The organism is Phyllobacterium sp., from assembly GCF_037994405.1.
GTDB lineage: Bacteria > Pseudomonadota > Alphaproteobacteria > Rhizobiales > Rhizobiaceae > Phyllobacterium.
Genome location: NZ_JBBNAN010000362.1, coordinates 17,575 through 29,701, shown reverse-complemented (window position 1 = coordinate 29,701; position 12,127 = coordinate 17,575). Strand labels below are relative to the sequence as shown.

General features: G+C 56.0%; 13 protein-coding genes. All 13 read left to right on the top strand.

Annotation, left to right across the window (positions count from 1 at the left end):
• The coding region (gene tsaB, locus AAAC48_RS20165; protein WP_340655894.1) for a tRNA (adenosine(37)-N6)-threonylcarbamoyltransferase complex dimerization subunit type 1 TsaB at positions 1-668 on the top strand (668 nt) is incomplete at its 5' end.
• A complete protein-coding gene (locus AAAC48_RS20160) occupies positions 665-1,168 on the top strand; it encodes a GNAT family N-acetyltransferase (RefSeq protein ID WP_340655893.1) in 504 nt (167 codons plus the stop codon). The genes tsaB and AAAC48_RS20160, both read left to right, overlap by 4 nt.
• Position 1,169: 1 nt before the next feature.
• Positions 1,170-2,021, top strand: a complete 852-nt coding sequence (locus tag AAAC48_RS20155; protein ID WP_340655892.1) for a lysophospholipid acyltransferase family protein — start codon at positions 1,170-1,172, stop codon at positions 2,019-2,021.
• 10 nt (positions 2,022-2,031) lie between these two features.
• Positions 2,032-3,477 carry a tRNA (N6-isopentenyl adenosine(37)-C2)-methylthiotransferase MiaB gene (miaB, locus tag AAAC48_RS20150; protein WP_340655891.1) on the top strand — a complete coding sequence of 482 codons (1,446 nt, stop codon included), beginning with the start codon at positions 2,032-2,034 and terminating at the stop codon, positions 3,475-3,477.
• A 21-nt stretch (positions 3,478-3,498) separates the two neighbouring features.
• A complete protein-coding gene (locus AAAC48_RS20145; protein WP_340655890.1) occupies positions 3,499-4,539 on the top strand; it encodes a PhoH family protein in 1,041 nt (346 codons plus the stop codon).
• Positions 4,536-5,033 (top strand): rRNA maturation RNase YbeY, encoded by a 498-nt coding sequence (gene ybeY / locus AAAC48_RS20140; RefSeq protein WP_340655889.1) that lies wholly within the window; start codon positions 4,536-4,538, stop codon positions 5,031-5,033. Before AAAC48_RS20145 ends, ybeY begins: the two co-directional genes overlap by 4 nt.
• Positions 5,034-5,038: 5 nt before the next feature.
• Positions 5,039-6,127: a hemolysin family protein gene (locus AAAC48_RS20135; RefSeq protein ID WP_340655888.1), complete on the top strand. Its 1,089-nt coding sequence runs from the start codon at positions 5,039-5,041 to the stop codon at positions 6,125-6,127.
• Between the two features lie 57 nt (positions 6,128-6,184).
• Complete coding sequence (gene lnt, locus AAAC48_RS20130; protein WP_340655887.1) at positions 6,185-7,774, top strand: apolipoprotein N-acyltransferase; 1,590 nt, start codon at positions 6,185-6,187, stop codon at positions 7,772-7,774.
• Between the two features lie 100 nt (positions 7,775-7,874).
• Positions 7,875-8,285: a helix-turn-helix domain-containing protein gene (locus AAAC48_RS20125; protein ID WP_340655886.1), complete on the top strand. Its 411-nt coding sequence runs from the start codon at positions 7,875-7,877 to the stop codon at positions 8,283-8,285.
• 180 nt (positions 8,286-8,465) lie between these two features.
• Positions 8,466-9,731, top strand: coding sequence for a methionine adenosyltransferase (gene metK / locus AAAC48_RS20120; RefSeq protein ID WP_340655885.1), 1,266 nt, complete (start codon positions 8,466-8,468; stop codon positions 9,729-9,731).
• Positions 9,732-9,751: 20 nt separating this feature from the next.
• Complete coding sequence (locus AAAC48_RS20115) at positions 9,752-10,450, top strand: tRNA (guanosine(46)-N(7))-methyltransferase TrmB (protein WP_340655895.1); 699 nt, start codon at positions 9,752-9,754, stop codon at positions 10,448-10,450.
• Positions 10,451-10,684: 234 nt separating this feature from the next.
• Positions 10,685-11,635, top strand: a complete 951-nt coding sequence (locus AAAC48_RS20110; protein WP_340655884.1) for a tripartite tricarboxylate transporter substrate binding protein — start codon at positions 10,685-10,687, stop codon at positions 11,633-11,635.
• Positions 11,632-12,114: a tripartite tricarboxylate transporter TctB family protein gene (locus AAAC48_RS20105; protein WP_340655883.1), complete on the top strand. Its 483-nt coding sequence runs from the start codon at positions 11,632-11,634 to the stop codon at positions 12,112-12,114. Before AAAC48_RS20110 ends, AAAC48_RS20105 begins: the two co-directional genes overlap by 4 nt.
• Positions 12,115-12,127: the final 13 nt, after the last annotated feature.

Genomic DNA, 12,127 nt, shown 5'->3' with positions numbered 1-12,127 from the left:
CCGCTGCCAACCTCTGCGCCGTTTCCGTTCTCGATGTCGAGACCGGGACAATGCTTGTTGAGGTCAGCGAAGACATCGGCAAGGGCCATGCCGAGCGACTGATGGCTGTTATCGAGCGTGCGATTAAAGATGCCAAAATTGCTATCACCAATATCGGAAAGATCGCTGTCAGCGTCGGACCAGGCTCGTTCACCGGCGTCCGTGTCGGCGTTTCGACAGCGCGCGGCTTCGCACTTGCCCTGAAGTGCCCGGCAGTCGGGATCAGTACGCTTCAGGCGCTGGCTTATGATGCCGCGAAACTTTTTCCGAAAAGCCCGATCCTGTCGATCATCGACGCCCGCCGTGACGAATTCTACGCGCAATTCTTCGGCGAGGATGGGGCAGCCGAATCGCAGCCCATGGTAACGACGCTCCCCGCGTTACTGGAACAGCTTGCAAAACGTGGTCAAGGCCACGTTCTGTCGGGTTCTGGCGCTATGCTTATCAACGAGAGACTAGATCAGCCCCTTAATATCGCAGTAACGACAGCAACGGGAAGCATCGAAGCTTTCGCCCGGCTTGGTGCAATGCGCAGCCCTGACGATGAAGCGCCGAAGCCGCTTTATTTGCGTGGACTCGATGTTAAGCCGCAGCAGGGATTCGTCCTGAAAAGGAAGGTCGCGGAATGATCGGGTTTCCTTTCGATAATCTGCGACCGCGCAACTTTGTCATCGAACCGCTTGTTCGCGCCGACGCCGCAGATATGTCTGCCATCCACAGCCTTACATTTCGCCAGCCGTGGAGCGATGACGACTTTCATGCCCTGCTGGTCGAAGATAATGTGTTCGGGTTCATCGCGCGCGAAGTGGGAAATCGTCGGGCGCAGCCTGGTGGTTTCGTGCTGGCCAGGCTCGTGGTGGACGAAGCTGAAATTCTCACTGTCGCAGTGGCGCCGCAAGCCCAGCGCAAGGGTCTGGGCCACGCGCTAGTGGATGCGACGCTGCGTCATTTGCACAATGCCCGCGCCAGCACCCTTTTTCTGGAAGTAGACGAACTGAATATACCGGCGCTGGCCCTTTACCGCAGACTCGGCTTCAAACAGGTCGGAAAACGGCCCGGCTACTACGAAACGGCCGCCGGCCGCTCTTCGGCTTTGACCATGCGCCGTGACCTTAAGGCAGGTCGCTGACATGATGGCCTGGTTGCGTTTCAGCGTGATGGCGATGGGGTTTGTCCTTACGATTCTCGTCCTTGTACCCCTGCAATATATATTCTTGAAGACTGGCCGGGGCGCGCGCAAAACTACCCCAGTGCTCTTCCATCAGATCGTAAGCCGATTGCTCGGGTTTCGGATCCATATGCATGGGGAAATGGCGACGGGTCGCCCGCTTCTACTGGCTGCCAACCATACATCCTGGACCGATATTGTCATTCTTGGTTCGCTGCGCGAGATGGTGTTCATCGCCAAGGCCCAGGTGGCAAGCTGGCCACTTTTTGGCATGCTCGCCAAGCTGCAGCGCACAGTCTTCATCGAGCGTGAGAAGCGCGGAAAGACCCATCATCAGGCCAGCGAAATCGCAGTTCGCCTTGCCGCTGGTGATGCCATGGTACTATTCGCCGAAGGCACGACCTCTGACGGCAATCGCGTTCTGCCGTTCAAGACATCGCTCTTTGGCGCTGCACAGGTGGCTATTCGCGAAACTGATGTGGAAACGGTCACCGTACAGCCGGTTGCGATCGCCTATACGAGGGTTCACGGTATGCCCATGGGACGGGTACACAGGCCAATTGTCGCCTGGCCGGGCGATGTACCACTCGGACCGAGTCTGATTGGGCTCCTGAAAGATGGTGCTGTCGACGTCGACGTCTGGTTCGGTGAACCCATGGTGATCGATGGTAAGAGCGATCGCAAAGCCCTGGCCCGGACGATGGAAAAGCGGGTGCGCGCAATGGTGCGAACTTCGCTCATTGGCCGTGATCTGATAAGTACACCGGCGGAAAGCGGTGCGGAGGCTATTCTCAACGACCACAAAAACCGTTAGAAGCCTTCTCATGGACGATATCAGCATTACCAGCAAGCCGGATGAAGCCTCCGGAACCCTGACGCATTCACCGGCGCTCCCCAACACGCGCAAGGTTTATGTGAAGACTTACGGCTGTCAGATGAATGTCTATGACAGTCAGCGCATGACCGACAGCCTTGCAGCAGAGGGATACAGTCCGACCGATACCGCCGACGACGCCGATCTGGTGCTGATCAATACCTGTCATATCCGTGAAAAGGCGTCCGAGAAGCTTTACTCGGCGCTGGGCCGCCTGCGCAAGATGAAGGATGCACGAGCGAAAGAAGGCCGTGAACTGACTGTCGGCGTTGCCGGCTGCGTTGCACAGGCCGAAGGCGACGAAATTACGCGCCGTGCCCCGGTAGTCGACCTAGTGGTTGGCCCACAGACTTATCACCGGCTGCCACAGGCGCTCGCCCGCGTACGCCAGGGCGAGCGTGTGGTTGAGACCGAATATGCGATCGAAGACAAATTCGACCATTTGCCCGCTCCGGCGATAGAACAGACCAGAAGTCGCGGTGTGACGGCATTTGTGACCGTGCAGGAAGGTTGCGACAAATTCTGCACATTCTGCGTGGTGCCCTACACCCGCGGTTCGGAAATATCGCGACCTGTCGCCCAAATTGTCAGGGAAGCGGAAAAGCTTGCCGAAGCCGGTGTGCGGGAGCTGACCCTGCTTGGCCAGAACGTTAATGCATGGCATGGCGAAGGTGCAGACGGACGCGAATGGGGATTGGGCGAACTGCTCTATCGCCTTGCTGAGATCCCCGGCATTGCCCGATTGCGATATGTGACGAGCCATCCGCGCGACATGGATGACACACTAATCAATGCGCATCGCGACCTTCCAATGCTGATGCCTTATCTGCACCTGCCGGTTCAATCGGGCTCGGACCGCATTCTGAAAGCGATGAACCGCAAACATAGCGGCGCCGACTATCTGCGCTTGATCGACCGCATCCGCAGTGCCCGCTCGGATATAGCGCTGTCAGGCGACTTCATCGTCGGCTTTCCGGGCGAGACGGAAGAAGATTTTGAGGCAACGATGCAAATCGTAAGGGACGTCACCTACGCTGCGGCTTATTCGTTCAAATATTCCCCGCGGCCTGGCACACCCGGTGCCGATATGGAAAATCATGTCGAGGAAGCTGTGAAGGACGATCGGCTGCAGCGTTTGCAATCTTTGCTGAGCGAACAGCAATATGCCTTCCAGCGTAGCTTGATCGGGAAATCCATGGATGTGCTGATCGAGAAGGCCGGAAGACTACCAGGACAGATGGTCGGAAGATCTCCCTGGTTACAACCTGTAATTATAGATGTACACGGCGATCGAATCGGCGACATTATCCATGTGCGAATCATCGACACCGGGACCAACAGTCTGATTGGGGTTCGGGAGATGAACTCGGCGAGCAATGGGACTATAACGGGCTGAACACTTTTTTAGGAGAGCCGTTTGAACGCCACCGAAAAGCTGAAACCCGCTCCCTCAGGAGCCTCGGATCTGGCGCATATCGTACTGACATTTGACAACAACCGGCTGGCGAGTGCGCTGTTCGGCCAGTTTGATGAAAATCTCGCCCGTATTGAGCAGAAACTGGGTGTTGATGTTCGCTCAAAGGGCAACCAGCTTGCCATACGCGGTGAGCCTGGTGCGACAGAGCAAGCGCGCAGGGCACTCGACCAACTCTATGAACAATTGCAAAATGGCCATGACATTTCCGCGTCCGATGTCGATGGCGCATTGCGCATGGCGATTGCCGCCGACGATCAATTGACGCTCCCCACGATGGACAACAAGAGCAAGATGGCCGCTGCCCAAATATCGACCCGCAAGAAGACGATCTTTGCGCGTACGCCGACACAGGACGCTTACATGCGGGCGCTTGATCGCTCGGAATTGGTGTTCGGAGTGGGGCCGGCTGGTACCGGTAAGACCTATCTTGCGGTGGCCCATGCTGCGATGCTTCTGGAACGCGGGCTTGTCGACCGGATCATTCTCTCGCGCCCAGCCGTGGAAGCGGGCGAACGCCTCGGCTTTCTTCCCGGCGACATGAAAGAGAAGGTCGATCCCTATCTGCGCCCGCTTTATGATGCCCTCTACGACATGATGCCGGCCGACAAAGTCGAACGGGCGATTGCTGCCGGCGTTATCGAAATCGCGCCACTTGCCTTCATGCGCGGGCGCACGCTTGCTCATTCGGCCATCATCCTCGACGTGGCGCAGAACAAGACTGCCATGCAAATGAAGATGTTCCTGACGCGTCTTGGCGAAAACGGACGCATGATCATCACTGGCGATCCGAGCCAGATCGATTTGCCGCCCGGGCAGAAGTCTGGCCTCGTAGAAGCGCTCAGGATACTTGATGGTGTCAGCGGCATAGTCACTGTGCGATTCACCGACGTGGACGTCGTGCGTCATCCGCTCGTTGCTGCAATTGTCCGGGCCTACGACAAGGAAGGCGCCAGGCCAGGAGGCCTGGCGATGCCATCTTGATTAATATCGACATACTCGTTGAATCGGAAGGCTGGGCCGAAGAGGCCGCGTTACACGATCTTTCGGCGCATGCCATCGCAGCCACCTGGCTACAGCTTGATGGCGGCGAGCAGCCAGAGAGCGAACTTAGTCTCGTCTTCACCGATGATGCTGCAATCAAGGAACTCAACAGCGATTGGCGTGACAAGGATAAGCCGACCAATGTGCTATCATTCCCGGCTTTCACCTTGAAGCCGGGTCAGAAACCTGGTCCTATGCTTGGCGATATCGTCATTGCACGCGAAACGGTTGCGCGCGAGGCTGTGGAGGAAGACAAATCCTTCGATCATCACCTGACGCACCTTATTGTTCATGGATTTCTGCATCTGGTCGGTTATGATCATATGACGGAAGCCGAGGCCGAGGAGATGGAAGGGCTGGAGCGCAAAATTCTGGAGCGTCTTGCAATCCCGGACCCATATGCGCTATCCGTCATTGACGATCAATCCGATTGAGGACCATGTCTGACACGTCACACCAGAACGATCCTGCCACGCCTTCAAGGGGCATTATGGGGCAGGAGAGTGATGCCGAAGGGCAGAGTATCACCAGAGCGCAAGGCCCAGAAAAGCGCTCGCTTCTTTCCGCAATTTTCCCGTTTCTGCGCGCTCGTCCGGGGACGTCCCTAAGGGAGGATCTGGATGCGGCGCTCGCAGTAGATCATCAAGGCGATACGGCGTTTTCTCCCGAAGAGCGCGCCATGCTGCACAATATCCTGCGCCTGCGTGAACTGCGGGTCGAGGATGTGATGATCCCGCGTGCCGACATTGAGGCGGTGGACATCACCACGACGCTTGGTGACCTTCTGGAAGTATTCGAGAAGTCAGGCCACTCGCGCATGCCGGTGTTTGCCGAGACACTGGATGATCCGCGCGGCATGGTCCACATCCGTGATGTGGTCAACCACATCACCAAGGTTTCGCGGGTAAAAGCCCCGCGAAAAACAGCCGCTCGCACCCCGAAAATCCCGGTTGCTGCAAAATTCAATCTCGCCAATGTCGATCTAACCAAGACGATTGCGGATTTGAGCCTGATGCGGCCGATCCTGTTCGTACCGCCGTCGATGCTGGCCAACGACCTTATGGGGCGCATGCAGGCACAGCGCATTCAGATCGCCTTGGTGATCGATGAATATGGCGGAACGGATGGCCTTGTTTCACTGGAAGATATCGTTGAAATGGTTGTCGGCGACATCGAGGATGAGCATGACGACGACGAAGTGATGATCATCGAAGAGCCCGAAGGCGTTTTTGTTACCGATGCACGCGCCGATCTTGATGAAGTAACGGAAAAGATCGGGTCAGGGTTCGTCGTCGGCGAGCACGGCGAGGACGTTGATACGGTCGGCGGGCTGATCTTCTCTATTCTCGGGCGCATTCCCGTTCGCGGCGAAATGGTACAGGCCGTCCCGGGCTATGAGTTTCATGTTCTTGAAGCTGATCCGCGTCGTATCCGCAAGGTGCGTATCGTTCCCCTACGCCACGTCGAACGCCGTCCGCGCACGGCACGTCAAGGTACGGCTGGAGAGCCGGCGGAAACGGACGAATGATTGGCGCAAGTCTCACCGTTTAAGACTGACGAAAAATCAGAGTGGGTGGGGCGCGGCATGATCCAGCAATTGGCCGGAAAGATCATTCTCCTGTCGGGTTGGAAGCGTGTTGCCTTAGCCTTTCTCGTGGGAGCGCTGGCAAGTTTTGCGCTTCCGCCCTACGATTTTTTCGCCGTTTGCTTCGTATCGTTCCCGGTGCTTGTCTGGTTGATTGACGGCGCTGTCGACAATGCTGGAAGAGGCCCGATCCGCAGGCTAATGCCCGCCGCGATGATTGGCTGGTGGTTTGGTTTTGGTTACTTTGTGTCCGGCCTTTGGTGGATCGGGAACGCGCTGCTTGTGGATGCCGCAAACTTTGCCTGGGCTGTTCCCTTCGCTATCCTCGGGCTTCCCGCTTTTCTAGCGATATTCTATGCCTTTGCTGCAGCGCTCGCCCGCCTGCTGTGGAGCGAAGGCCTTGGTCGCATTCTGGCTCTTGCCTTTGGTTTCGGCATTGCCGAATGGTTGCGGTCTTTTGTCCTCACCGGCTTTCCATGGAACGCCATTGGCTATGCAGCCATGCCGGTGCCGTTGTTGATGCAGTCATCAGTCATTGTCGGGCTGTTGGGAATGAATGCGCTAGCCGTGATTGTCTTTGCCATGCCCGCACTGCTGGCCAGCGGCCGCGATGTAAGGGCGGGCATTGCTCTTTTCCTTGTCCTGATTTGTGGCCATGTGGGGTTCGGTGCCTATCGCCTCAAGGCTGCGCCCGTAGAAGCCAAGGGGCCGCCGATTCGCATCGTACAGCCGTCTATTGCGCAGGATCTCAAATGGGACGCCGATGCGCGGCGTGGTATCCTGGACAAATACATTGCCATGACCGGAGAAGCACCAAAGCAAGGCAAGCCCAAGCCACAGGTGATTGTCTGGCCGGAAACGGCAGTTCCCTACATCCTGACGAAGACGCCTGAAGCTCTCAAAAGCATCGCGGATGTGCTCGAGGAAGGGCAGATATTACTCGCCGGTGCTATTCGCATGGAGGAACCGAACGGCGGTCAAGATCCGCTGTATTACAATTCGATATATGCCATCGATAGTGACGGCCAGATTGCAGGAGCGGCGGATAAACTCCATCTCGTACCCTTCGGGGAATACGTGCCGCTCGAAAACATTCTGCGCCGGTTTGGTATCAGCGAAGTCATTGAACTGCCGGGTGGATTTAGTGCTGCAGCTACTCGGCGGTCGCTCAAGGTCATGGATAATTTCATTGCCTTGCCGCTGATTTGCTACGAGGCGATATTTCCGGCCGAACTGGCTTATGAGGGACCGCGCGCCGATGCGATTGTCAATGTCACCAACGATGCGTGGTATGGTGACACGCCCGGTCCCTACCAGCATTTTCGCCAAGCACAGTTGCGCGCGGTCGAGCAGGGGCTGCCTCTCATTCGAGCTGCCAATAACGGCCTCTCCGGCATCGTCGACCCCTATGGTCGAATCATCGACGCTCTTGCATTGAACGCCATCGGTGTCGTGGATGGGGATCTTCCCGGGAAGGTTCAGCTACCCTTAAGTCAAGCTGCTCGCAAATTGCAATTCTGGATTGTAATTGGCATGGTCTTGATTGCATCGCTTGGCTATTTTCTACACCGCCGGACAAGGGTTGGTTGACATTTCAGGGTTTGGCCTGTCGATTAACGCCTTATTTGGTCCGTTGATACATTGATGATAAAATTCATTTTCAGCTCCATTTCATACGAATGAGATTTTCATGTCTGATAATAAAAAGAGACCCAATCCTGTCGATGTGCATGTCGGGGCGCGAATTCGCTTGCGCCGTAACATGATCGGGCTAAGCCAGGAGAAACTTGGTGAAAGCCTTGGAATAACATTTCAACAAATCCAGAAATACGAAAAGGGTATGAATCGCGTCGGTGCCAGCCGATTGCAGGCGATCGGCAATATTCTCAACGTCCCTGTCACTTTTTTCTTTGACGATATGCCGGGTCAATCAGATAAGCCGAAGGGGTTTGATGAGGAGAGCGAGACTACCTATGTCGTGGGCTTCCTCAACAGCTCGGAGGGCATTCAACTTGCCCGGGCTTTTGCGAAGATCACGGATGCGAAGATAAGGCGGAAGATACTTGATCTGGTTCGCACGTTGGGAGATGAGGAAGAATAATTGGTTTAGAACCGGCACCTGCGTTGAATGCGCGTTGCGTTCCTGGAAAAATATTCTCACAGTGCTGATTGTTTGAAAATGAATCCAATTGACTGAACCCCTCTACCTTGGCAAAGACTACGCAGCTCCCGCTCAGTCTCGATCAGGCGGGCGTTCGTTTGCTTTCAAGAGGGGTTCCCCGTGACACGCAGTTCTTATCTTTTTACCAGTGAGTCCGTATCGGAAGGTCATCCAGACAAGGTCTGCGATCGAATTTCCGATGAAATCGTCGACATGATCTACAAAGAGGCAAAGAAGACGGGTGTTGATCCGTGGACGGTGCGCATTGCTTGCGAAACACTGGCCACCACCAACCGCGTTGTTATCGCCGGCGAGGTGCGTGTGCCAGACACGCTTTTGAAAAAGGACAAGAACGGCACCGTCTTGAAAGACGCGAAGGGCCATCCCCTTATCAATCCATCGCGGTTCCGCGCAGCTGCTCGCCGAGCCATTCGCGAAATCGGTTACGAGCAGGACGGTTTCAACTGGAGGACCGCGAAGATCGATGTGCTCTTGCATCCGCAATCAGCTGATATTGCCCAGGGCGTCGACAATGCTGCCGATCGTCAGGGCGAAGAAGGTGCAGGCGATCAAGGCATCATGTTTGGTTATGCCTGCCGTGAAACACCGGATCTCATGCCGGCTCCGATCTATTACTCCCACAAGATTCTTGAGCTCCTTGCGGCTGCCCGCCACAAAGGTGAGGGCGATGCCGGCAAGCTTGGTCCAGACGCCAAGAGCCAGGTGACGGTTCGCTACGTCGATGGTGTTGCCGCCGAAACCACGCAGATCGTTCTCTCGACCCAGCATCTCGACGCCAGCTGGGATTCCACGAAGGTTCGCAAGGTAGTGGAGCCGTACATTCGCGAAGCCTTGGGCAATCTGAAGATCGCTGATGACTGCGTCTGGTACATCAACCCGACCGGGAAATTCGTTATCGGCGGACCCGATGGCGATGCTGGCCTTACAGGTCGTAAGATCATCGTTGATACTTATGGTGGCGCGGCGCCCCATGGCGGCGGCGCCTTTTCGGGCAAGGATACGACCAAGGTCGACCGCTCCGCAGCATATGCTGCTCGCTATCTGGCTAAGAACGTAGTCGCTGCTGGCTTTGCCGACCGCTGCACGATCCAGCTGTCCTACGCAATTGGTGTCGCGCAGCCTCTATCGGTCTATGTCGACCTGCATGGAACCGGCAAGGTCAAGGAAGATGCGGTCGAGCAAGCCTTGCGCAAGGTCATGGATCTTTCGCCTTCGGGCATCCGCAAGCATCTCGACCTTAACAAGCCGATTTATGCCAAAACTTCCGCCTACGGCCATTTCGGCCGCAAGCCTGGCCGCGACGGTTCCTTCTCCTGGGAGCGAACCGATCTGGCAAAGCAGCTGAAGTCCGTTCTGGCCGCTTGAGCGGCCATTGCGATATGCCGATGAGTGAACCGAGGCGCGCGCGTTCGACAGAAGCATTCTTCGGCAGAAGAAGCGGCAAGCCGCTGCGTGCAATGCAGCGTTCCATCCGTGATGAGTTGCTGCCGCTGCTTAAACTCGATCTTTATCAACCGGCGCCTATCGACCTTCGCAGTTTGTTTACTGCGGAGGTCGAGACCGTCAGGATGGAGATTGGTTTTGGCGGTGGTGAACATCTGCTGCATGAAGCGGCGCGTTGCCCGAAATCCGGCTTTATCGGGATCGAGCCTTTCATCAACAGCATGGCCAAACTGGTTGTTGAGCTGCATGAGAATCCCTTGCAGAACATTCGCCTTTATGACGATGACGCGACACAGGTGCTCGACTGGCTGCCGGCAGCCTCGCTGGACGGTATCGATTTGTTCTACCCGGACCCCTGGCCGAAAAAGAAACACTTTAAGCGCCGCTTCGTCAGTCAGAAGAACCTCGATCGTTTCGCTCGAGTTCTTAAGCCTGGCAGCATTTTTCGGTTTGCTTCGGACATAGATACCTATGTGAACTGGACGCTGCAGCATTGCCGTGCCCACACTGAATTCGAGTGGCAAGCCGAGACATCGGCTGATTGGCACACCCCCTATCAAGCGTGGCCCGGCACACGCTATGAACAAAAAGCACATCGCGAAGGTCGGGTTGGCGCCTATCTGACGTTTATCCGCCTTTAATATTTATCTTCGCGCGTAGCCAGGCCAGACTTCATTTCACGTGACAGCTTCCTGACAGTTTTCTAGTATCATTCTAAGGATGAGGAGACCGCTGGGAGGCTGTCCACACATTTAGAGCACCGAGCCACGGATTTGGTATTCTTTTGCCAATCCAGCTTTAACTATCGACATCTTCCCGCTTCTTCAAAGACCAGCAATTAGATAGCTGATGGCTGTCATGGGAGGATACCAAGAATGCGTAAGATGTTGCTTGCTTTTGTTGCCGCCGGCGCGGTCATTCTGTCCGGTCAGGCTTTTGCAGCTGACTATAAGATCATGGCCCCTGCTGCGCCAGGTGGCGGGTGGGACCAGACTGCCCGCACGATCCAGACTGCTCTACAAGACGAAAAAATTTCTGGTAGCGTTCAGGTTGTCAATGTGCCGGGCGCCGGTGGTACGATTGGTCTGGCGCAGTTTGCCAATTCCGCCAAGGGTGATCCATCACAGCTGATCGTTGGTGGCTACGTCATGGTCGGTGCGATCTTGACCAATGCTTCTCCTGTTACACTTGAACAGGTCACACCGATTGCACGTTTGACGGGCGAATACGAGGCGCTGGTTGTTCCAGCTGCATCGCCGATCAAATCCATGGCTGATCTTGTTGAGAAGCTGAAAGCCGATCCAGGCGCAGTTTCCTGGGGTGGTGGCTCCGCCGGCGGTACGGATCACATCACTGCCGGTCTGATCGCAAAGGCTGCTGGTGTTGACCCGACGAAGGTCAATTACATTGCCTTCTCCGGTGGCGGTGAAGCGCTGGCTGCCATCCTCGGTGGTCAGGTTACAGTCGGTATCTCCGGTTACGGTGAATTCGAATCGCAGATCAAGGCTGGTGCGCTGCGCATCATCGGCATTTCGAGCGATGCGAAGGTAGAAGGGATCGATGCACCGACCTTCAAGGAAGGTGGCGTGGACGTCGCAATCCAAAACTGGCGTATGGTTGCTGCTGCTCCCGGGATTTCTGCCGAACAGGAAGCTGCAATCGGCGCTGACGTTGAAAAGCTGGTGAAGTCGAAGAGCTGGCAGGATCAGCTCAAGGCCAAGGGTTGGGCTGACACCTATCTCGCAGGCGACGCTTTCAAGGCGCAGCTGGCCAAAGACACCGAAGCAACCTCAGCGATCCTGAAAGACATTGGTCTCGTAAAATGACGCAAGAGTCACCGAGTTCCGAAGCGCGCCGCCCTGACAGGGCGGCGCTGGTCATTGCCGCGGCGATTGCGATTATTGCTGCGGTGATCGTCTACAGCACGGCAACAGCGCATGGTGGAAGCGCGACGAGAATCGGTCCTTCGGCATTTCCCTATGCCATCGCGGGTTGTCTGTTCATTCTCGCAATCTGGACTGCATTCGAAGCGATACGCGGTGATTTCCCCAAGCGGGAAGAGCAGGAAATTCAGCCTGTCGTCTGGATCATAGGCGGTCTTGCCGCGCAGATGCTGCTTCTGCATATCACGGGTTTTGCCATAGCGACCGGATTGCTTTTTGCGGCTACCGCACGCGGTTTTGGCAAAGGTCCGTTGTGGATGACGATTCCAATCGGAATCGTACTTTCGTTCGTTATCTGGGTCATTTTCGCCAAGGGACTGCAATTGGCACTCCCGGCCGGACCGCTTGAACGTCTCATTTAAGGACAGATTCGGC

Coding starts and splice junctions, on each gene's coding strand:
- AAAC48_RS20160 (WP_340655893.1), top strand. CDS start 665: ATGATCGGGTTTCCTTTCGATAATCTGCGACCGCGCAACTTTGTCATC.
- AAAC48_RS20155 (WP_340655892.1), top strand. CDS start 1,170: ATGATGGCCTGGTTGCGTTTCAGCGTGATGGCGATGGGGTTTGTCCTT.
- miaB (WP_340655891.1), top strand. CDS start 2,032: ATGGACGATATCAGCATTACCAGCAAGCCGGATGAAGCCTCCGGAACC.
- AAAC48_RS20135 (WP_340655888.1), top strand. CDS start 5,039: ATGTCTGACACGTCACACCAGAACGATCCTGCCACGCCTTCAAGGGGC.
- lnt (WP_340655887.1), top strand. CDS start 6,185: ATGATCCAGCAATTGGCCGGAAAGATCATTCTCCTGTCGGGTTGGAAG.
- AAAC48_RS20125 (WP_340655886.1), top strand. CDS start 7,875: ATGTCTGATAATAAAAAGAGACCCAATCCTGTCGATGTGCATGTCGGG.
- AAAC48_RS20115 (WP_340655895.1), top strand. CDS start 9,752: ATGAGTGAACCGAGGCGCGCGCGTTCGACAGAAGCATTCTTCGGCAGA.
- AAAC48_RS20110 (WP_340655884.1), top strand. CDS start 10,685: ATGCGTAAGATGTTGCTTGCTTTTGTTGCCGCCGGCGCGGTCATTCTG.
- AAAC48_RS20105 (WP_340655883.1), top strand. CDS start 11,632: ATGACGCAAGAGTCACCGAGTTCCGAAGCGCGCCGCCCTGACAGGGCG.